Here is a 19,275-nt window from a genome sequence, read left to right on the forward strand (position 1 = left end):
GGGGGCGTCCGCACCACCGGCGGCCGGTGCCGGTGGGCGGTGGCATCATGGGCGCGGTGAAGCTCGCCGAGGCCCTGATGATCAGGGCGGACCTGCAGCGCCGCGTCGACCAGCTGCGGTCGCGGATCGTGGCCAACGCCCGGTTCCAGGAGGGCGAGGAACCGTCCGAGGACGCCGCAGCGTTGATCGTCGAGGTGTCGGCGCTGCTCGACCGCATCGAGTCGCTGGTGGTCGCGGTCAACCTGACCAACGCCGCCACCCGGATCGGCGACGGCCGCACGATGACCGCCGCGCTGGCCCACCGCGAGACCCTGCGGTCCCGGCACTCGGTGCTGACCTCCGCCGCCAACGCCGCCCACGGCGCCGACGGCGGCTACCGGCAGATGCGCAGCGAGCTCCGGCAGATCTCCGCGCTCCCGGTGGCCGAGCTGCGCCGGCGCGCCGACGACACCGCCCGCGACCTGCGTGAGCTGGACGTGCAGATCCAGCGGACCAACTGGGAGGTCGACCTGCGGGAGGAAGACGCGTGACGAGTCGGTAGACGCGTCCGGAGCGAGCACGAACCGAGGTCGGCGGGACATCCGGCCACTTGTCGGCGCCGGGGCGGCGTCATCTCCGCACGATGCAAGCCCCGCACGCCGCACAGGTGACGATCCATCGAGGACGTCTCATCACCGTGTGCTGGCCGGCGGCGTCGAGGGTGGGTTCGGGGACCTCGTCAGGCGCGGAACGCCCGGTGCGACCTCAGCCGAGGGCGGCGCGGACCTCGTCGATCGTGCGCCGGGCCGCGTCGCGCAACCCGGCGACCGACGGCCCGCCGCCCAGGATCTCGCGGCTGCTGCTGGGCAGCACCGCGCCGAGGTCATCGCCGAAGACGGTGCGCAGGTCGGCGGCGGTGGCCCCCTGGGCGCCGATGCCCGGCGCCAGCAGCGGTCCGTTGACGCGGCCCAGGTGCACGCCCGTCTCGCCGACGGTGGCCCCGACGACGAGCCCGACCGAACCCAGCGGGGCGGCGCCCGCGTTGCGCGCGGCCGCGGCGTCGGCGATCTGCTGGGCGACCAGCACTCCCCCGGCGCCCGCCGCGTGCTGCACCTGCGGGCCCTCCGGGTTGGACGTCAGGGCCAGGACGAAGACACCGCGGCCGGTCTCGGCGGCCAGATCCAGGGCGGGGTCCAGCGACCCGAACCCGAGGTAGGGCGACACCGTGATGGCGTCGGCGGCCAACGGCGCCCCGTCGGCGAGGTAGGCCTGCGCGTAGGCACCCATCGTGGAGCCGATGTCGCCCCGCTTCACGTCCAGCAACGTCAGCGCGCCGGCGTCGGCCGCGGCGGCCAGCACCTTCTCCAGCACCGCGACACCGGCGCTGCCGAAGACCTCGAAGAACGCCGACTGCGGCTTGAGCACGGCGACCTCGGCGCCGAGCGCCTCCACCGTGGTCATCGCGAACCGCTCGAGACCGGCGACCGTGACGGGCAGGTCCCAGGCCGACAACAGCGCGCGGTGCGGGTCGATGCCCGCGCACAGCGGCCCCCGCTCACGCATCGCGGCGGCCAGCCGCTCGCCGAACGGTGTTCCGGAAGCGGCGGTCATCGACGGTCCTGCTCTCTGTTCGGGCGGCCGCGGGTCCGGGCCGCACGGGGTGCGGGTGGTCTCAGTCGCGGGCGGCGACGGCGGTGTTGATCGCGCGGACCAGCCCCGGCCCGCGGTAGATCAGCCCGGTGTAGATCTGCAGCAGAGACGCCCCGGCGTCCAGCATGGCCAGCCCGTCGTCGGCGCTCATGATGCCGCCGACGCCGATCACCGGCAGGTCGGTGTGGCCGGTCACGAACCGCACCACCTCGCGGGCCCGGACGGTCAGCGGGGCGCCAGAGAGGCCACCGGGCTCCCCCGCGGGCACCAGGTCGCGGGCGACGATGCCGTCGCGGCCGACGGTGGTGTTGGTCGCGATGACGCCGGCCACCCCGGTGTCGGCGCAGACCTGGAGCACCTCGCCGATCGCGGAGTCCGACAGGTCCGGGGCGATCTTGACCAGGATCGGCACCGGGCGGCCACCGTCACCGGCCAGGTCGGCCGCCTCGCCGGTCAGCGCACCGAGGAGCTCGGTGAGCGGCCGCTTCTCCTGCAGGGCTCGCAGTCCCAGGGTGTTGGGCGAGGACACGTTGACCGCGATGTAGTCGGCGTAGGCGTGCAACATCCGCAGCGACGTCAGGTAGTCCTCGACCGCCCCGTGCACCGGGGTGACCTTGGACTTGCCGATGGAGATGCCGAGCGGCGTGGGCAGCGGCCCCACGTCGTCCAGGCGGGCGGCGAGCCGGCGCGCGCCGGCGTTGTTGAACCCCATCCGGTTGACCACGCCCTGCGAGCCGACCAGCCGGAACAGCCGCGGCCGTTCGTTGCCCGGCTGCGGGTGCGCGGTCACGGTGCCGACCTCGGTGAACCCGAAACCCAGTGCGGGCCAGGCGTTCAGCGCGCTGCCGTCCTTGTCCATCCCGGCGGCCACCCCGACCACGGACGGGAAGGTCACGCCGAACACCCGGCGCGGAGACCGATCGGCCGACAGCAGCCGCTGCACGGCCGCGCGGGCCCGCGGGCGCCGGCCGATGGCGTGCAGGGCGTGCAGCGTGCGGTGGTGGGCCAGCTCGGCGTCGCCGCGGCCGAGCCGGAACAGCACCGGCCGGACCGCCGCGGTGTAACCGCGCTCGAGGACGGTCACGACACCGCAGCCGACGCCGCGGCGGCCGCCACATCGGCCTTCTCGACGGCGGCGCGCAGCCGCGCCTGCAGGTTCTGCAGCGACGCGACACCGACGTTGCCGCGGACCATCGCCTCGATGCCCTGGATGGCCGCCGCCGCACCGGCGACCGTGGTGATGCAGGGGATGTCGGCGCTGACCGCGGCGGTGCGGATCTCGAAACCGTCGACGCGGGTGCCGGACTGGCCGTACGGGGTGTTGATGACCAGATCGATCTCGCCGGCCCGGATCATCTCGACCACGTTGCCCGCACCCTCGAAGTGCTTGCGCACGACCTGCACCGCCATGCCGTTGCGGCGCAGCATCTCCGCGGTGCCGGCGGTGGCCACCACGGTGAAGCCGATGTCGGCGAGTCGCTTGATCGGGAACACCATCGACCGCTTGTCGCGGTTGGCCACCGAGACGAACACGGTGCCCTTCAGCGGCAGCGAGCCGTAGGAGCCGGTCTGGGACTTGGCGAACGCCGGCCCGAAGGCGGCGTCGATGCCCATCACCTCACCGGTGGACCGCATCTCGGGTCCGAGGACGGTGTCCACGCCGGTGCCGTCGGGGCGCCGGAAGCGGTGGAACGGCATGACCGCTTCCTTGACCGCCACCGGGGCGCCGTCGGGGAGGGTGCCGCCGTCGCCGTGGGGCATCAGCATGCCCTCGGAGCGGAGCTCGGCGATGGTGGAGCCGGTCATGATCCGCGCGGCGGCCTTGGCCAGCGGCACGGCGGTCGCCTTGGACGAGAACGGCACCGTCCGGGACGCCCGCGGGTTGGCCTCCAGCACGTAGAGGGTCTCGCCCTTGAGCGCGTACTGGACGTTGAGCAGCCCGCGGACCCCGCCGTCGAGGGCGATCCGCTCGGTGTAGCGGCGGACCTTCTCGATGTCGCTGTGGCCCAGGGTGATCGGCGGCAGCACGCAGGCCGAGTCGCCGGAGTGCACGCCGGCCTCCTCGATGTGCTCCATCACGCCGCCCAGGTAGACGTCGGTGCCGTCGCACAGCGCGTCCACGTCGATCTCGATGGCGTCGTCGAGGAAGCGGTCGACCATCACCGGGGCGGTGTCGGTGATCTCGGTGGCACGGGAGATGTAGTCGGCCAGCGACGGCTCGTCGTAGACGATCTCCATCCCGCGGCCACCCAGCACGTACGACGGCCGGACCAGCACCGGGTACCCGATGCGGGCGGCGACGGCGGACGCGTCGTCGAACGAGGTGGCCATCCCGAACGACGGCGCGGGCAGCCCGGCCTCGGCGAGCAGCGCCCCGAAGCGGGCCCGGTCCTCGGCGAGATCGATGGCGTCGGGCGAGGTCCCGAGCAGCGGGACGCCCTCCTCCTCGAGGATGCCGGCCAGCTTCAGCGGGGTCTGGCCGCCGAGGGTGACGATGACGCCGGCGACGGTGCCCGACTCCTGTTCGGCGGCGATGACCTCGAGGACGTCCTCGGCCGTCAGCGGCTCGAAGTAGAGGCGGTCGGAGGTGTCGTAGTCGGTGGACACCGTCTCGGGGTTGCAGTTGACCATCACGGTCTCGTAGCCGGCGTCGCGCAGCGCCATCGCGGCGTGCACACAGGAGTAGTCGAACTCGATGCCCTGGCCGATCCGGTTCGGGCCGGACCCGAGGATGATCACCTTGGGCCGCTCGGTCTGCGGGGCGACCTCGGACTCGGCGGCCGGATCGGTCTCGTAGGCCGAGTAGTGGTACGGCGTGAACGCCTCGAACTCCGCGGCACAGGTGTCCACGGTCTTGTAGACCGGTCGCACACCCAGCGCCCGCCGGACCTCGCGGATGCTCTTCTCGGACACGACAGCCGTTGCGGTGGAGCGGACCCGGGCGATCTGCAGGTCGCTCAGCCCGTAGCGCTTGGCCTTCCGGAGCAGGTCGGCCGAGAGCTCCTCCGCGGCCGTGACTTCAGCGGCGACCGACTGGATCAGCACGATCTGGTCGAGGAACCACGGGTCGATGCCGGTGGCGTCGTGCACCTGCGCGACGGAGGCGCCCAGCCGCAGCGCCCGCTCGACCTGGAAGATGCGGCCGTCGGTGGGGACCGCGGCCGCGGCGAGGAGAGCGTCGACGGTCTCCCCGTCCGGGTCGGGAGTGGTGAAGAAGCCCAGGTTCTTGGTCTCCATGGAGCGCAGGGCCTTGCCGAACGCCTCCGCGAAGCTGCGGCCGATGCTCATCGCCTCGCCGACCGACTTCATCGTGGTGGTCAGCGTCGGGTCCGCGCCCGGGAACTTCTCGAACGCGAACCGCGGGATCTTGACCACGACGTAGTCCAGCGACGGCTCGAACGCCGCCGGGGTGGCCTTGGTGATGTCGTTGGCGATCTCGCCCAGCAGGTAGCCGATGGCGAGCTTCGCGGCGATCTTGGCGATCGGGAAACCGGTCGCCTTGGAGGCCAGCGCCGACGACCGCGACACCCGGGGGTTCATCTCGATGACGATCATCCGGCCGGTGTCCGGGTGGATCGCGAACTGGATGTTGCAGCCGCCGGTGGCCACCCCGACCGCACGGAGCACCTGGAAGCCGACGTCGCGCATCTTCTGGAACTCGCGGTCGGTCAGGGTCATGGCCGGGGCCACGGTCATCGAGTCGCCGGTGTGCACCCCCATGGGGTCGATGTTCTCGATGGAGCAGACCACGACCGCGTTGTCCGCGCCGTCGCGCATCAGCTCCAGCTCGTACTCCTTCCAGCCGAGCACCGACTCCTCGATCAGCACCTCGTGGACCGGCGACGCGGCCAGCCCGATGGACGCGATCCGCTCGAGGTCGTCGGGGGTGTAGGCCAGGCCGGACCCGAGGCCGCCCATGGTGAACGACGGCCGGATGACGACCGGGAGGCCGAGCTTCTCGACCGTCGCGCGGACCTCCTCCATGGAGTGGCAGACCGCGGAATCCGGGACGTCGCCGCCGATCTCGCGGACGATGTCCTTGAAGATCTGCCGGTCCTCGCCGCGCTGGATGGCCGGGATGTCGGCGCCGATCAGCTCGACGTCGTACTTCTGCAGGATCCCGGCCTCGTCCAGCGCGATCGCGGTGTTCAGTGCCGTCTGCCCGCCCAGGGTGGCCAGGATGGCGTCCACCGGGAAGCCCTGGTCGCGCTGGTCGATGATGACCTTCTCCACGAACTCGGCCGTGATCGGCTCGATGTAGGTGGCGTCGGCGAACTCCGGGTCGGTCATGATCGTGGCCGGGTTGGAGTTGATCAGGCTGACCCGCAGACCCTCCTCGCGGAGGACCCGGCAGGCCTGGGTGCCCGAGTAGTCGAACTCGCAGGCCTGGCCGATGACGATCGGCCCGGAGCCGATGACCAGGATGTGGTTCAGGTCGGTGCGGCGCGGCATCTGCTCAGAGTTCCTTTACGTCGGAGGCGGTGACGGTGTCGGCCGGAGCGGCCGCAGCCAGCTCGAGCAGCTCGATGAACCGGTCGAACAGGTAGCCGGCGTCGTGCGGGCCGGCGGCCGCCTCGGGGTGGAACTGCACCGAGAAGGCCGGCACGTCAAGGCAGGTCAGCCCTTCGACGACGCCGTCGTTGAGCGAGGAGAAGCCGACCCGGACGGTGCCGAAGCCGGTCGCGAGGTCCTCGCCCGCAGGAGCGTCGACGGCGAAGCCGTGGTTCTGGCTCGTCACCATCGTGGCGCCGGTGTGGTGGTCCACCACCGGCTGGTTGATGCCGCGGTGCCCGAACTTGAGCTTGTAGGTGCCGAAACCCAACGCGCGGCCGAGGATCTGGTTGCCGAAGCAGATGCCGAACAGCGGGATGCGCCGCTCGAGGATCTGCCGGGTCAGGGCGACCGCGTGGTCGGCGGTGGCCGGGTCGCCGGGGCCGTTGGACAGGAACACCCCGTCCACCCCCAGCGCGAGGATCTCCTCCAGGGTCACCGACGCCGGCACCACGTGGGTGGTGATGCCGCGGGCGGCGAACGAGCGTGGGGTGTTGGCCTTGATCCCGAGATCGACCGCGGCGACGCTGAACCGCGGCTCGCCCTGTGCGGGCACGGTGTAGGTCTCGGTGGTGGACACCTCGTCGGTCAGGCTGAGCCCGGCCATGTCGGGGATCTCCCGGACGGCGGCGACCATGTCGTCGGTCCCGACGACGGCGTCGCCGGTGAAGATGCCGCAGCGCATCGCCCCACGGCTGCGCAGGTGCCGGGTCAGTGCCCGGGTGTCGATGCCGGAGATGCCGACGACGCCCTGCGCGGTCATCGCATCGGGCAACGAGTGCGACGCGCGCCAGTTCGACGGGGCCGGCGACAGGTCGCGGACGACGAACCCGGCGACCTGGATGCCGGCGGACTCGTCGTCCTCGGGAACCCAGCCGGTGTTGCCGATCTGCGGTGCGGTGGCCACCACCACCTGACGGCGGTAGGACGGGTCGGTCAGCGTCTCCTGGTAACCGGTCATGCCGGTGGCGAAGACGGCCTCGCCGAAGGCGGTGCCGGTGGCGCCGAACGCGCTGCCGCCGAAGACACGGCCGTCCTCGAGGACCAGGACTGCAGGACTGTGGGTCATGTGGTTGCTCCCGGGGTGGTGCGGAAAAGTCGTGCGGCGGCGGCGATCCAGTCGACCTGGGCGTCCGGGTCGTCGGTGCGCACACCGGTGTCGACGTCGGTGTCGCCCCATCGCCAGGTGATCAGCAGGATGCCGTCGGCCAGGCCCATCACCTTGCCGGCGACGCCCGGCGCGGTGCCGACGGCGACGAGGTCGGCCTGCGGGATCCAGAGGGCGGACTCGCCCACCCGGTCGACGAGGATGCCGTCGGAGGACAGCTCGAGCGTCGCCTTGGCGCGGCGGCCCACGGTCTGGACGACGATGCGCTCCTGCCAGCGGCCGGAGACGGTGGTGGACACGTAGATGCCGGACAGCGGCGGAGCCAGTGGCGTACCGGAGATCTCGGGCACCGCGCGCAGGGCCGGGAAGCCGGACTGCCGGTTGCCGCGGCGGCGCCACCCCAGGTAGAGCAGGGCGCCGAGACCGACGCACAGCGCGACCATGGCGAGCGTGAGCCACAGACGGGGCCAGTCCATGTCAGCTCCGTCCGGCCGGAGTCGTGGCCGCGGCTGCGGTCGGATCCTGCAGTCGGCCGTCGAGCACGGTCGGGCGACCGCGCAGGAAGGTGGCGACGACCCGCGCCGGCAGCACGTGGCCCTCGAACGGCGTGTTCGCCGACAGGCTGGCGAGCTCCGCGCCCCGGACGGTCCACTCGGCGGCCGGGTCGACCAGCGTCAGGTTGGCCGGCTCCCCCACCGCGACCGGGCGTCCGTGGTCGACGAGACCGCCGATGGCGGCGGGGTTCTCGCTCATCACCCGGGCGACGCCGCGCCAGTCCAGCAGCCCGGGGTTCACCATGGTGTCGACGACGACCGACAGCGCGGTCTGCAGCCCGAGCATCCCTGGGCTCGCCTGGTCCCACTCGCACTCCTTGTGCTGCGGGGCGTGCGGGGCGTGGTCGGTGGCGACGATGTCGATGGTGCCGTCGGCCAGACCGCGCCGCACCGCCTCGACGTCACTCGCGGTGCGCAGTGGCGGGTTGACCTTGAAGACCGGGTCGTAGTCCTCGGCGAGGGTGTCGGTCAGCACCAGGTGGTGCGGGGTGACCTCGGCGGTGACCCGGGTGCCGCGCGCCTTGGCCGCGGCGATCACCGCCACGGAACCGGCGGTGGACAGGTGGCAGACGTGCAGCCGGGAGTCGACGTGGTCGGTGAGCAGGCAGTCCCGGGCGATGATCGCCTCCTCGGCGACGGCCGGCCAGCCGACCATGCCGAGGCGGGCGGATACGTCACCTTCGTGCATCTGCGCACCGACGGTGAGCCGCGGCTCCTGGGCGTGCTGGGCGATGACCCCGCCGAACGTCTTCACGTACTCGAGCGACCGGCGCATCAGCAACGGGTCGGAGACGCAGTCGCCGTCGTCGGAGAACACCCGGACGTTCGCCGCCGAGTCGGCCATCGCGGCGAGCTCGGCGAGCCGCTCCCCGCGACGTCCGACGGTCACCGCGCCGATGGGCTGCACGTCGACCAGGCCGACGGCCTGCCCGAGCCGGAAGACCTGCTCGACCACGCCGGCGGTGTCGGCGGTGGGATCGGTGTTGGGCATCGCGAAGACGGCGGTGTAACCGCCCAGAGCGGCGGCGCGCGAACCGGTCTCGACCGTCTCGGCGTCCTCCCGGCCCGGCTCGCGCAGGTGGGTGTGCAGGTCGACCAGGCCCGGCAGCAGCACCGTGCCCGCGCCGTCGACCCGCAGGGCGTCGGCGTCGGCACCGGCCGCGGCGTCGGCGCCGATGGCGGCGACGACCCCGTCGGCCAGCAGCACGTCGACGGCCTCGCCACCGTACGGGCGGGTGCCGGTGATCAGGACGGTGCCGCTCATACGCCTGCTCCTTCGTTGGCCAGCAGCGTGTACAGCACGGCCATCCGCACCGTCACACCGTTGGCGACCTGCTCGACGATGACCGAGTTCGGCCCGTCGGCGACGTCGTGGGCGATCTCCATGCCACGGTTCATCGGGCCGGGGTGCAGCACGATGCCGTGTCCGGCGATGAGGTCGCGGCGGCGGGCGTCCAGGCCGTAGCGGCGGCTGTACTCCCGCTCGGTCGGGAAGAACGCGCCGCCCATCCGCTCGCGCTGGACGCGCAACATCATCACCGCATCGGCGCCCCTGAGCGCCCGGTCCAGGTCGTAGTCGACCTGGGCGGGCCAGGCGGCCACTCCGACCGGCAGCAGCGTCGGCGGCGCCACCAGGGTGACGTCGGCACCGAGCGTGGACAGCAGCAGCACGTTGGACCGGGCCACCCGGGAGTGCAGCACGTCACCGACGACGACGATCCGGCGGCCGGCCAGGTCACCGAGGTGGCGGCGCAGCGTGTAGGCGTCCAGCAGCGCCTGGGTGGGGTGCTCGTGGGTGCCGTCGCCGGCGTTGACGACGTGACCCTCGACCCAGTTCGACAGCCGCTGCGGCGCGCCCGACGACGAGTGCCGGCAGACGACGATGTCGGCGCCCATGGCCTGCAGCGTCCAGGCGGTGTCCTTCAGCGACTCGCCCTTGGACACCGAGGAGCCCTTGGCGGAGAAGTTGATGACGTCCGCGGACAGCCGCTTGGCCGCGACCTCGAACGAGATCCGGGTGCGGGTCGAGTCCTCGTAGAACAGGTTGACCACCGTGCGGCCGCGCAGCGTCGGCAGTTTGCGGATCTCCCGGCCGGCGATGGCCTGGTCGATCCGCTGCGCCGTGTCGAGCAGGTGCTCGACGGCGTCCCGGGACAGTTGCCCCGCCGAGAGCAGGTGCCGCGGCATCGACGGGGCCACCCGGTCCGGGGACGCCGTCGTCAGATCGCCGGGGTTCGCGGCGTTCGTGCCGTGGTGCCCGGCGCCCGCGGTGTCGGTAGCGGTGTCGGCGCCGGCCACCGCACTCACGGAGTCGGGAATCCCGGCGCTGGCGTGGTTCGCGCTGCTCACGGTGCTGCTGTGGTTCGCGGTGTTCCCGGTGCGCGTCGGGTTCGTGCTGCTGTGGTTCGCGGTGTTCCCGGTGCGCGTCGGGTTCGCGCTGCTCACGGTGCTGCTGTGGTTCGCGGTGTTCCCGGTGCCGGTCGGGTTCGCGCTGCTCACGGTGCCGGTCGGGTTCGCGCTGCTCACGGTGCCGGTCGGGTTCGCGCTGCTCACGGTGCCCGTCGGGTTCGCGCTGCTCACGGTGCCGGTCGGGTTCGCGCCGCTCACGGGGCCCTCCGCAGCTCGACCGCGTCGCGGCCGTCCACCTCGGTGAACCGCACGGCGACGTCGTCGCCCAGCGCGGTGGGGATGTTCTTGCCGACGTAGTCCGCGCGCAGCGGCAGTTGCCGGTGCCCCCGGTCGACCAGCACGGCGAGCTGCACCTGGGCCGGCCGGCCGTGGTCGCGCAGCGCGTCCAGGGCGGCGCGCACGGTACGACCGGAGAACAGCACGTCGTCGACGAGCACCACGATGCGCTCGTCGATGCCGCCGCCGGGGATGACGGTTGCCTCCAGCGCCCGGGGCGCCCGGCGCCGCAGGTCGTCCCGGTAGAGGGTGATGTCGAGTGAGCCCGCGGTGAAGGGGCGGCCGGCGAAGGTGCTCAACCGGGCGGCGAGCCGGTCGGCGAGCACGGTGCCGCGGGTGGGGATGCCCAGCAGGACGACCTCGCCGGCGTCGGCGGCCTCGCCGGTCCGCTCCAGGATCTGGTGGGCGATGCGATCCACGATCCGGGTGATGTCCGCACCGGTCAGGAGTTCACGAATGGCTGAAACTTCGGTGGGCCCCGCGTCGGGGGCGCTCACCGGCTGTGCCGGTTGTGGGCGCGTTGACACCTACTCCGACCTCCTTACCCGCCTCACGGGACGGCCTTAAAGGATGTCTCGGCCCCCGAATCCGGGAACCGCGATCCGGAGTCTACCCAGCCGAAAACTTTGTCACGAATCATCTAACGATGCGTGAGTCGCCTGTACTGTGTGTAACCATTGATGCGACAATGCGAGGGTGCGGTGACCAGTTCGGTCGCCTGCGTGGAAGGGTCGGCCATGTCAGAGAACTACGCACGTGCGCTCGGTGCACGTCTCCGTGCCATCCGCGCCCAGCAGGGCCTGTCGCTACACGGCATCGAGGCCAAGTCGGACGGCCGCTGGAAGGCCGTCGTCGTCGGCTCCTACGAGCGTGGCGACCGCGCCGTGACCGTGGCCAAGCTGGCCGAACTCGCGGAGTTCTACGGGGTTCCGGTGTCGGAACTGCTGCCCGACGCCCGCAGTGCCCGCCGCGGACCGGCCACCCCCAAGCTCAAGATCGACCTGCAGCGGCTGGGTGAACTGCCCACCCATCTCGCCGGCCCGCTCGCCCGGTACGCCGCCGCCATCCAGTCCCAGCGCGGCGACTACAACGGCAAGGTGCTGACCATCCGGGCCGAGGATCTGCGGTCACTCGCAGTCATCTACGACATGACCCCCGAGGACCTGACCGAGCAGCTGGTGCGCTGGGGTGTGCTGCCGGAAGGTTCCGAGCTGCACTGAGGACGGTGGCGGCGGGACCGGGTGCCGCCGCGGGTTCCTGCCGGTCGGGCCCGCTTCGCCCGAACGGATCACCCCGACGCGGCCGCTCACCGACCGTGGTGGCCTTCCAGGACGTCCGGCGCAGGGACGTCCGGTCGGTGCGGAATGTCCGGTGGGCCGTCACGCGAGGGCCCGCCCGGTCACCGCGCGAGGTCCCGATGGGTCCGGGCGCGAGGTTCCCGGCCGCCGGTCAGTGCGCGAGGGTCTTGACCCCGATGACGACGAGGCCGAACGCCACGATCGCGGCGATGAGCAGACCGCGGCCCCACCACGAGAGCCCGGTCCGGCGGACGGCGAGGAACGAGAACACGCCCATCTGGGCGACCAGCACCCAGACGCTGGTCCACAGGGCGGTGTGGAAGTCCCACCAGCCCACCGCCGACACCGCGAGCAGCACCATCGGCGCCATCGCGGCCTGCACGATCTGGCCGGACGTCCCGAGCAGGATCCGCCAGTCGGTCCGGTGCAGCCGCTCGCCGTGCACCCCCAGGTGGGCGACGAACTCGGCGAACAGGCTCGCGCCGAACAGTCCGCCCGTCGCGATGGCCACGTCCAGCAGCGCGTACCCGGCGGTCGCGTCCCCGCCGACGTGCTGGGTCAGCACCAGCAGTGTGCTCAGGCACGCGATGTTGCCGTAGAGCCGCTCCCGCAGGATCGTCCCGACGGTGGCCGGCGGGAGGTCGTCGGACCAGTGGGGACGGCGCCCGCGGGCCCGTCCGGTCGGCGTGGTCCCGGCAGTGGTCATCCGTGCATTCTGGCGCACCCCGGACGCGCATCGGCCCCGGAGGCGGTGCCTCCGGGGCCGACGGGTGCTGCCGCGGAGCTCAGGGGCGGAGCATGACCGCGTACGAGCCGGCGCCGACGAGGCCCTGCCCGTTCCAGGTGTGGTCGTCGAGCTGGATGGACACCAGGCTGCCGTCGGTGGGGTCGAACTCGACGTCGCGCACGGTGCCGACCTCGTCCCCCGCGGTGGTCAGCGCGCGCTTCTTGAGGATGGTGTGCTGCTTCGCGCTGAGCTCGGTCAGCCGGTCGTCGGGGGCGACGACGGCGTCGGCGCTCGCCACGGTCACCGCGTCGGTGCCGAAGGCGGCGATGCTCCCGAACGGCAGCATCGTCCCCTGTCCACTGGTCTTGCCCAGCGCCACCGCCACCACCTTCTTCGTGGCGGGGTCGACGACGAAACCGGAGATGGTGCCAACCGTGCTCGCGTCGGCGGTGCTGACGACCTTGCGGCCGGTGGCCTCGGAGAACCGCATCAGACCCGCCCTCCCAGCTGGGCGCGGAACGCGTCGACCGCGGACCCGAACTGGGCCAGGTCGTCGGTCAGGTAGTTGCTCGCCGACGCGGGCACCATCAGGTGCTCACCGGATGCGGCGATGGTGTCGGGCAACGGGATGAGCAGACGCTGCTTCCCGCGGTTCATCGTCTCGGCGGGCAGGATCTCGTAGCCCACGACGTCGGCCTGGCTGCTGGCCGGATCGCCGAGGATGCCGATGACCACGTCGCTGACGGTGCCGAGCGCGGTGCCCTGGTCGGTGAGGACCTGCGAGTTCAGCACGTCCCCGCGGCCGGGCCCGTCCTGCGCGGTGGCGGCCAGTGCCTCCTCGAGGGGCACCAGGTCGTCCTCGGACTCGATGACCACCGCCGACTTGCCGAGACCGGCGACCCGGGCCCAGGGCAGCGCGGTCTTCAACGGCCCGGCGAACAGGCCGCGGCCGGCGAGGGTGAACGCCTCGACGTGACCGCCGTGCGCGGCGTACACGATGTCCTTGATCTGGGCGACGTCCTCACCGCCGTGGGTGACGACCGGCATCTTGACCAGCTCGCTGGCCCGCAGCAGCGTGCTCACCGTCGGCCGCCCTTGCGCTTGCCGTCGTTGATGATGACGCCGCCGGAGCGCCGCTTCGCCTGGACGGCGATGATCCCGCCCACGATCACGGCGATCACCACGATCACGATGATCAACCACACCCACCAGTCCATCGCGCGCTCTCTTCTGCTCTGCCGTGCTGTGACGGATCCGTTCGGTCGCACCGGGATGTCCCCGGCCGGCCCCCGTCCCGGGCTGCCCCGTGAGGGTGACGACGGACGGGTCCGACCGGTACTTGCCCGCGTACGGGACCAGTCAATCAGCTCACGTCACCGCAGGTCGGAGGCCCCGCCCGGGACGGTCGTCGCTGCGAGGACCGAGGTGGCGGACGCACTGCGGAAGCCGGGGTCGGGCCGTCACTCAGCAGCGGCGGTGAAGCCGGTACCGCGGGCGGCAGGGCCGGCGTCCCCCGGGGTTTTCACCGCTTCCGGGGTAGCGGACCCCGCGGACGCACCCGGCGGGCACCACACACGACGCGGGGGACGGCGCGGCGGACCGGCGTCGGCCACCGGGGATCAGTTCGGGGCGGTCCGGAGCTTGCCGGCGATACCCATCAGCCGGCCGAGCACCCCGTTGACGAAACGCGGAGAGTTGTCGGTGGACAGCGACTTGGCGAGCTCGACCGCCTCGTCCACGATCACCGGGCCCGGCACGTCGGAGTAGAGCAGCTCCCACGCGGCGATGCGCAGCACGGCGAGGTCCACCGCGGGCATCCGGTGCAGCTCCCAGCCCTGCGAGTGCTCGGCGAGGAGTCCGTCGATGCGCTGGTAGTGGGTGGCGACACCCCGGACGATCTGCTCGGCGTACTCGCCCATCGGGGTCAACTCGCCCGTCTCCTCGCGCTCGGTGAGCAGGGTGACGGGGTCGACGTTGCGGGCGTCGGCGGCGAAGACGACGTCGAGCGCGCGCTTGCGGGCCTTGCTGCGGGCGGACATCGGCGGGTGCTGCTCTCTGTTGCGGTGACGGGGTACCGGGGGCTCGGCGGGCGGGTCGTCCCGCCGAGCACGGCGTCAGGAGGTGACGCGACCCAGGTAGCGGCCGTCGCGGGTGTCGACCTTGATCTTGTCGCCGGTGTTGAGGAACAGCGGCACCTGGATCTCGGCGCCGGTCTCCAGGGTGGCCGGCTTGGTGCCGCCGGTGGAGCGGTCCCCCTGCAGGCCCGGGTCGGTGTGGGAGACGACCAGCTCGACCGAGACCGGGTTCTCGACGAACAGCACGGTGCCCTCGTGGGTGGCGACCATGGCGTCGTTGTTCTCGAGCAGGAAGTCCGCAGCACCCGCGACGGCGGCACCGGGCACGGTCACCTGGTCGTAGGTGTCCTTGTCCATGAAGACGAAGTCGGCGCCGTCCTTGTAGAGGAAGGTCATGTCGCGCTTGTCGACGGTGGCGGTGTCGACCTTGAGACCGGCGTTGAAGGTCTTGTCGACCTGCTTGCCGGTGAGCACGTGCTTCAGCGTGGTCCGCACGAACGCGGGCCCCTTACCCGGCTTGACGTGCTGGAACGCCACGACGGTCCAGAGCTGGCCCTCGAGGTTGAGGACGAGGCCGTTCTTCAGATCATTGGTCGATGCCATGGCGGACGCCACTTACCCTTCTGCTGCACACGGCCAGCACTGAACTACAGCACCAGCAAGTTCTTGGCGGTCAGCGTGAGCACCTCGTAACCCGAGGCGCGGACCACGCCGCTGTCTTCGATCCGGACGCCGCCGCGGCCCTCGAGGTACACCCCGGGCTCGACGGTCAGGACCATGTCCGCCTCGATTGTACCGGTGGCGGCCGCTGCGACCGCCGGTCCTTCGTGGATCTCCAGGCCGATGCCGTGGCCGAGCCCGTGCAGGAACCGGTCCCCGTAGCCCGCCTCCTCGACGACCCGGCGGGCCGCCCGGTCCAGCTGCTGCCCGGTGGTGCCCGGCGCGACGAGCTCCTCGGCCGCGGTCTGGGCGGCCAGCACGACGTCGTGGATCTCCTGCTGCCAGGCCTGCGGCGCACCGAGCACCACGGTCCGGGTCATGTCGGAGTGGTAGCCGTCGAACCGGGCGCCGAAGTCGAACTTCACCAGGTCACCGCGCTGCAGGATGGATCCGGTGGGACGGTGGTGCGGGATGGCGCTGTGCGCGCCGGCCGCGACGATGGTCTCGAACGCCGGGTCCTCGGCGCCGCCGCGGCGCATCCGCTCGTCCAGATCCAGGCCCACCTCGCGCTCGGTGCGGCCGGCCCGGATGCCGCCGTCGGCGATCAGCGCGGCGAAGGCGTCGTCGGCGATCGCGCAGGCCCGGCGCAGCGCCTGGATCTCGTCGGCGTCCTTGACCGCACGCAGTTGCTCGACCAAGCCGTTCGTCGCGACCAGCTGGGCGGTGCCGATCGCGGCGAGCCGGGTGTGGTCGGCGACGGTGAGGTGACCGGCCTCGAAGCCGAGCCGGCCGGTGGCCTCCCGGACCAGGGCCGGGGCGGAGGCCCGGTCGATGACCGTCCGCAGGTCCGGGACCTGGGCCGCCGCCTGGGTGACGTAGCGGCCGTCGGTGCAGAAGGTGCTCCGATGGTCCCCGCCGGCCGCGACCAGCAGGGCGGCGTTGGACCCGGTGAACCCGGTCAGGTAGCGGATGTTGAGCAGATCGGTGACGAGCACCGCCTCCACCTCGACGGCGGCGAGCAGGGAACGGAGGGCGGCACGGCGGGCGGCATGGTTCGACACCCCTGGAACCCTAGTGACTCCCGGGCCGGCTCCCGATCCCGCCGACCACCCGGACCCACCACCCGACTAGAGCGAGATGGTCGTCCCGCGCTTCTTCTGCCCGGCGATCACCGAGTAGGCCGCGGCGAGCAGCGACGGATCGGGACCTTCCAGCCGGCCCGGCTTGGCGAGCCCGTCGAGCACCACGAAACGCAGCACGCCGGCGCGGGTCTTCTTGTCCGCACCCATCATCTTCAGCAGCTCCGGCAGCGCGTCCGGGTCGTAGGTGGTCGGCAGGCCGAGCAGGTGCAGCACCTCGAGGTGCCGGTCGGCGGTCTCGTCGTCCAGTCGCCCGGCGGCGCGGGCGAGCTCGGCGGCGAACACCAGGCCCACGCTGACCGCGGCACCGTGTCGCCAGCGGTACTTCTCGCGCTGCTCGATGGCGTGCGCGAGGGTGTGTCCGTAGTTGAGGATCTCGCGCAGGCTCGACTCCCGGAGGTCCTGCGCGACCACGGCGGCCTTGACCGCCACGGCCCGGCGCACCAGCTCGGCCAACACCGGTGAGGTCGGGTCGACCGCCCCCTCGGGGTCGGCCTGGATGAGGTCGAGGATCACCGGGTCGGCGATGAAACCGGCCTTGACCACCTCCGCGAGCCCGGCGACCAGTTCGTGCTTCGGCAGCGACTCCAGCGTGGCCAGATCGGCGATCACGGCGGCCGGCTCGTAGAAGGCGCCGGCCATGTTCTTGCCCGCGTCGGTGTTGATGCCGGTCTTGCCGCCGACGGCGGCGTCGACCATGCCCAGCAGGGTGGTCGGCACCTGCACGACCGGGACCCCGCGGAGCCAGGTCGCGGCGGCGAAACCGGCGAGGTCGGTGACCGATCCGCCACCCATCCCGATCACCACGTCCCGGCGCTCCAGGCTGATCTGGCCGAACACCTTCCAGCAGAAGCCCAGCACCTCGACCGTCTTGGCGTCCTCGGCGTCGGGCAACTCCAGCAGGTGGGTGTTGACACCGGCGTCGACGAGCGCCGACTGCACGGCCTCGGCGGTCAGCTTCAGCGACTCCGGGTGCAGCAGGGCCGCGGTGCCGGCCCCGGCGGTGGCGGCGATGAGCTCGTCGAGCAGGCCGGTGCCGATGACCACGTCGTACGGCGACGCCCCGTCGACCCGGACGGTGACGGGCGGCTGGGGGGTGCTCATCGGGTCGCCAGCCAGGCGATCACGGCGTCGGCGACCTCGTCGACGGTGCGGTCGTCGGTGTCCACCTCGACGGCGGCCACCCCACGGTAGATCGGCAACCGGGCCTCCAGCAGGGCCTTGTAGGTGGCTCGCGGGTTGACGCCCGCGAGCAGGGGACGGGCGGTGTTCAGCCCGGTGCGCCGCACGCCGTGCGGCATCGACACGTGCAGGTGCACGACCGGCCGGCCGGCGAGCAGCGTCCGGGTCTGTTCGGCGAGCACCGCTCCCCCGCCGAGCGCGAGCACCCCACGGTGCTCGGTGAGGGCCCGGGCCACCGCAGCGGCTTCCAGGGCACGGAACGCGGGTTCGCCGTCGGTGACGAAGATGTCGGAGATGGGCCGGCCGGCGACGGCTTCCACGTCGTGGTCGGTGTCGCGGACGGGCAGCTGCAGCTTCGCCGCCACGGCGTGGGCGACCGAGGTCTTGCCGGCTCCCATCGCGCCGATCAGCACCACGACCGGGCCGGTCGGTCCGCCGTCGGTCGGCTCGTGCGCGGTCACCGATCGACCGGAGCGGTACCGGCGATCGTCTCCAGGTAGGCGAGGTGGTTGCGGCGGGTCTCGGCGACCGAGTCGCCACCGAACTTCTCCACCACGGCCTCGGCCACCACGAGCGCGACCATCGCCTCGGCGACGACGCCGGCCGCGGGCACCGCGCACACGTCGCTGCGCTGGTGGATGGCCTGGGCGACCTCGCCGGTGCTGACGTCGAAGGTGGACAGCGCGCGGGGCACCGTCGAGATCGGCTTCATCGCGGCGCGGACCCGGAGCACCTCGCCGTTGGTCATGCCGCCCTCGATGCCACCGGCCCGGTTCGTGCGGCGGCGGACTCCCGGGTTCAGCGGGTCGATCTCGTCGTGCGCCTGCGAGCCGCGGCGGCGGGCGGTGCGGAAGCCGTCGCCGATCTCCACACCCTTGATCGCCTGGATGCTCATCAGCGACATCGCCAGCCGCGCATCGAGTTTGCGGTCGGCGTGGACGAAGGAGCCGAGCCCCGGGGGGAGTCCGTAGACCAACACCTCGACGACGCCGCCGAGGGTGTCGCCGTCCTCCTTGCAGGCGTCGATCTCCGCCGAGAGTGCCGCGGTGGAGTCGGGGTGCAGGGTGCGGGTCGGGGACGCGTCGATGGCGTCCCGGTCGGCCGGGGTGGGCAGCGGGCCGTCGACCGCGTCGGCCTCACCGATGCTGACGACGTGGGACACGACCTCGGCGCCGACGACCTGCCGGAGGAAGTTCTGCGCGATGGTGCCCAGCGCGACCCGGGCGGCGGTCTCCCGGGCGGACGCCCGTTCCAGCACCGGGCGGGCGTCGTCGAAGCCGTACTTCTGCATGCCGGCGAGGTCGGCGTGGCCCGGACGCGGCCGGGTCAGCGGCGCGTTGCGCGCCAGCCCGGCCAGCACGTCCGGGTCGACCGGGTCGCTGGCCATGATCTGGTTCCACTTGGGCCACTCGGTGTTGGCCACCTGGACGGCGATCGGGCCGCCCATCGTGAGCCCGTGCCGGACGCCACCGAGGATGGTGACCACGTCCTGCTCGAACTTCATCCGCGCGCCGCGGCCGTAGCCGAGGCGCCGTCGGGCCAGCTGGTCGGCGATCTCCTTGGAGGTGATCTCGACAGCGGCGGGTAGCCCCTCGAGGACGGCGACAAGAGCGGGGCCATGCGATTCGCCTGCGGTGATCCACCTCAACACGCCGACCAGTGTCCCA

Annotated in this window: 21 protein-coding genes; 3 read left to right on the forward strand and 18 right to left on the reverse strand. The window is 72.2% G+C overall.

The features are described 5' to 3' along the window. Positions 1–56 precede the first annotated feature (56 nt). Positions 57–530 (forward strand): DIP1984 family protein, encoded by a 474-nt coding sequence (locus DB033_RS13875; protein ID WP_111768306.1) that lies wholly within the window; start codon positions 57–59, stop codon positions 528–530. A 214-nt stretch (positions 531–744) separates the two neighbouring features. Here DB033_RS13875 and pyrF read toward each other — a convergent pair whose 3' ends face one another. From pyrF to DB033_RS13910, 7 genes are all read right to left on the reverse strand, one after another. Then, the gene (gene pyrF, locus DB033_RS13880; RefSeq protein WP_111767558.1) at positions 745–1,590 is read right to left on the reverse strand and encodes an orotidine-5'-phosphate decarboxylase; all 846 of its coding nucleotides are present in this window, start codon (positions 1,588–1,590) and stop codon (positions 745–747) included. 61 nt (positions 1,591–1,651) lie between these two features. Then, positions 1,652–2,713 carry a quinone-dependent dihydroorotate dehydrogenase gene (locus DB033_RS13885; RefSeq protein WP_111767559.1) on the reverse strand — a complete coding sequence of 354 codons (1,062 nt, stop codon included), beginning with the start codon at positions 2,711–2,713 and terminating at the stop codon, positions 1,652–1,654. Continuing rightward, positions 2,710–6,081, reverse strand: a complete 3,372-nt coding sequence (gene carB / locus DB033_RS13890) for a carbamoyl-phosphate synthase large subunit (protein WP_111767560.1) — start codon at positions 6,079–6,081, stop codon at positions 2,710–2,712. The genes DB033_RS13885 and carB overlap by 4 nt, the downstream gene beginning before the upstream one ends. Positions 6,082–6,085: 4 nt before the next feature. After that, complete coding sequence (carA, locus tag DB033_RS13895; protein WP_111767561.1) at positions 6,086–7,249, reverse strand: glutamine-hydrolyzing carbamoyl-phosphate synthase small subunit; 1,164 nt, start codon at positions 7,247–7,249, stop codon at positions 6,086–6,088. Next, positions 7,246–7,764 (reverse strand): PH-like domain-containing protein, encoded by a 519-nt coding sequence (locus DB033_RS13900; RefSeq protein ID WP_205843900.1) that lies wholly within the window; start codon positions 7,762–7,764, stop codon positions 7,246–7,248. Before DB033_RS13900 ends, carA begins: the two co-directional genes overlap by 4 nt. Before the next feature lies 1 nt (position 7,765). After that, complete coding sequence (locus DB033_RS13905) at positions 7,766–9,106, reverse strand: dihydroorotase (protein ID WP_111767562.1); 1,341 nt, start codon at positions 9,104–9,106, stop codon at positions 7,766–7,768. Further along, positions 9,103–10,029 (reverse strand): aspartate carbamoyltransferase catalytic subunit, encoded by a 927-nt coding sequence (locus DB033_RS13910; RefSeq protein ID WP_111768307.1) that lies wholly within the window; start codon positions 10,027–10,029, stop codon positions 9,103–9,105. Before DB033_RS13910 ends, DB033_RS13905 begins: the two co-directional genes overlap by 4 nt. Positions 10,030–10,123: 94 nt before the next feature. On the opposite strand from DB033_RS13910, the gene DB033_RS20755 reads away from it, so the two are divergent. Then, positions 10,124–10,495 (forward strand): hypothetical protein, encoded by a 372-nt coding sequence (locus DB033_RS20755; RefSeq protein ID WP_157970690.1) that lies wholly within the window; start codon positions 10,124–10,126, stop codon positions 10,493–10,495. Here DB033_RS20755 and pyrR read toward each other — a convergent pair. Continuing rightward, positions 10,446–11,024, reverse strand: a complete 579-nt coding sequence (gene pyrR / locus DB033_RS13920; RefSeq protein WP_111767563.1) for a bifunctional pyr operon transcriptional regulator/uracil phosphoribosyltransferase PyrR — start codon at positions 11,022–11,024, stop codon at positions 10,446–10,448. The two genes, DB033_RS20755 and pyrR, sit on opposite strands and share 50 nt — an antisense overlap. Before the next feature lie 240 nt (positions 11,025–11,264). On the opposite strand from pyrR, the gene bldD reads away from it, so the two are divergent. Next, positions 11,265–11,747, forward strand: a complete 483-nt coding sequence (bldD, locus tag DB033_RS13925; protein WP_111767564.1) for a transcriptional regulator BldD — start codon at positions 11,265–11,267, stop codon at positions 11,745–11,747. Positions 11,748–11,976: 229 nt separating this feature from the next. Here the strand turns inward: bldD and DB033_RS13930 are convergent, their stop codons facing one another. The 10 genes from DB033_RS13930 to aroC form a co-directional block, all read right to left on the reverse strand. Continuing rightward, entirely contained in the window at positions 11,977–12,531 is a 555-nt protein-coding gene (locus tag DB033_RS13930; protein WP_111767565.1) for a hypothetical protein, read from the reverse strand. 79 nt (positions 12,532–12,610) lie between these two features. Further along, complete coding sequence (locus DB033_RS13935; protein ID WP_111767566.1) at positions 12,611–13,042, reverse strand: PRC-barrel domain-containing protein; 432 nt, start codon at positions 13,040–13,042, stop codon at positions 12,611–12,613. Continuing rightward, a complete protein-coding gene (locus tag DB033_RS13940) occupies positions 13,042–13,635 on the reverse strand; it encodes a PRC-barrel domain-containing protein (protein ID WP_111767567.1) in 594 nt (197 codons plus the stop codon). The genes DB033_RS13935 and DB033_RS13940 overlap by 1 nt, the downstream gene beginning before the upstream one ends. Beyond that, a complete protein-coding gene (locus tag DB033_RS20760; protein WP_157970691.1) occupies positions 13,632–13,769 on the reverse strand; it encodes a hypothetical protein in 138 nt (45 codons plus the stop codon). Before DB033_RS20760 ends, DB033_RS13940 begins: the two co-directional genes overlap by 4 nt. Before the next feature lie 402 nt (positions 13,770–14,171). Then, positions 14,172–14,591 carry a transcription antitermination factor NusB gene (gene nusB, locus DB033_RS13945; protein WP_111767568.1) on the reverse strand — a complete coding sequence of 140 codons (420 nt, stop codon included), beginning with the start codon at positions 14,589–14,591 and terminating at the stop codon, positions 14,172–14,174. Between the two features lie 75 nt (positions 14,592–14,666). Beyond that, positions 14,667–15,230: an elongation factor P gene (gene efp, locus DB033_RS13950; RefSeq protein WP_111768308.1), complete on the reverse strand. Its 564-nt coding sequence runs from the start codon at positions 15,228–15,230 to the stop codon at positions 14,667–14,669. Between the two features lie 44 nt (positions 15,231–15,274). Further along, entirely contained in the window at positions 15,275–16,348 is a 1,074-nt protein-coding gene (locus tag DB033_RS13955) for a M24 family metallopeptidase (RefSeq protein ID WP_111767569.1), read from the reverse strand. Between the two features lie 66 nt (positions 16,349–16,414). Then, complete coding sequence (gene aroB / locus DB033_RS13960; RefSeq protein WP_111767570.1) at positions 16,415–17,530, reverse strand: 3-dehydroquinate synthase; 1,116 nt, start codon at positions 17,528–17,530, stop codon at positions 16,415–16,417. After that, positions 17,527–18,069: a shikimate kinase gene (locus DB033_RS13965; RefSeq protein WP_240615902.1), complete on the reverse strand. Its 543-nt coding sequence runs from the start codon at positions 18,067–18,069 to the stop codon at positions 17,527–17,529. Before DB033_RS13965 ends, aroB begins: the two co-directional genes overlap by 4 nt. Then, positions 18,066–19,259 (reverse strand): chorismate synthase, encoded by a 1,194-nt coding sequence (gene aroC, locus DB033_RS13970; RefSeq protein ID WP_111767571.1) that lies wholly within the window; start codon positions 19,257–19,259, stop codon positions 18,066–18,068. Before aroC ends, DB033_RS13965 begins: the two co-directional genes overlap by 4 nt. Positions 19,260–19,275: the final 16 nt, after the last annotated feature.

The organism is Nakamurella deserti (assembly GCF_003260015.1).
GTDB lineage: Bacteria > Actinomycetota > Actinomycetes > Mycobacteriales > Nakamurellaceae > Nakamurella > Nakamurella deserti.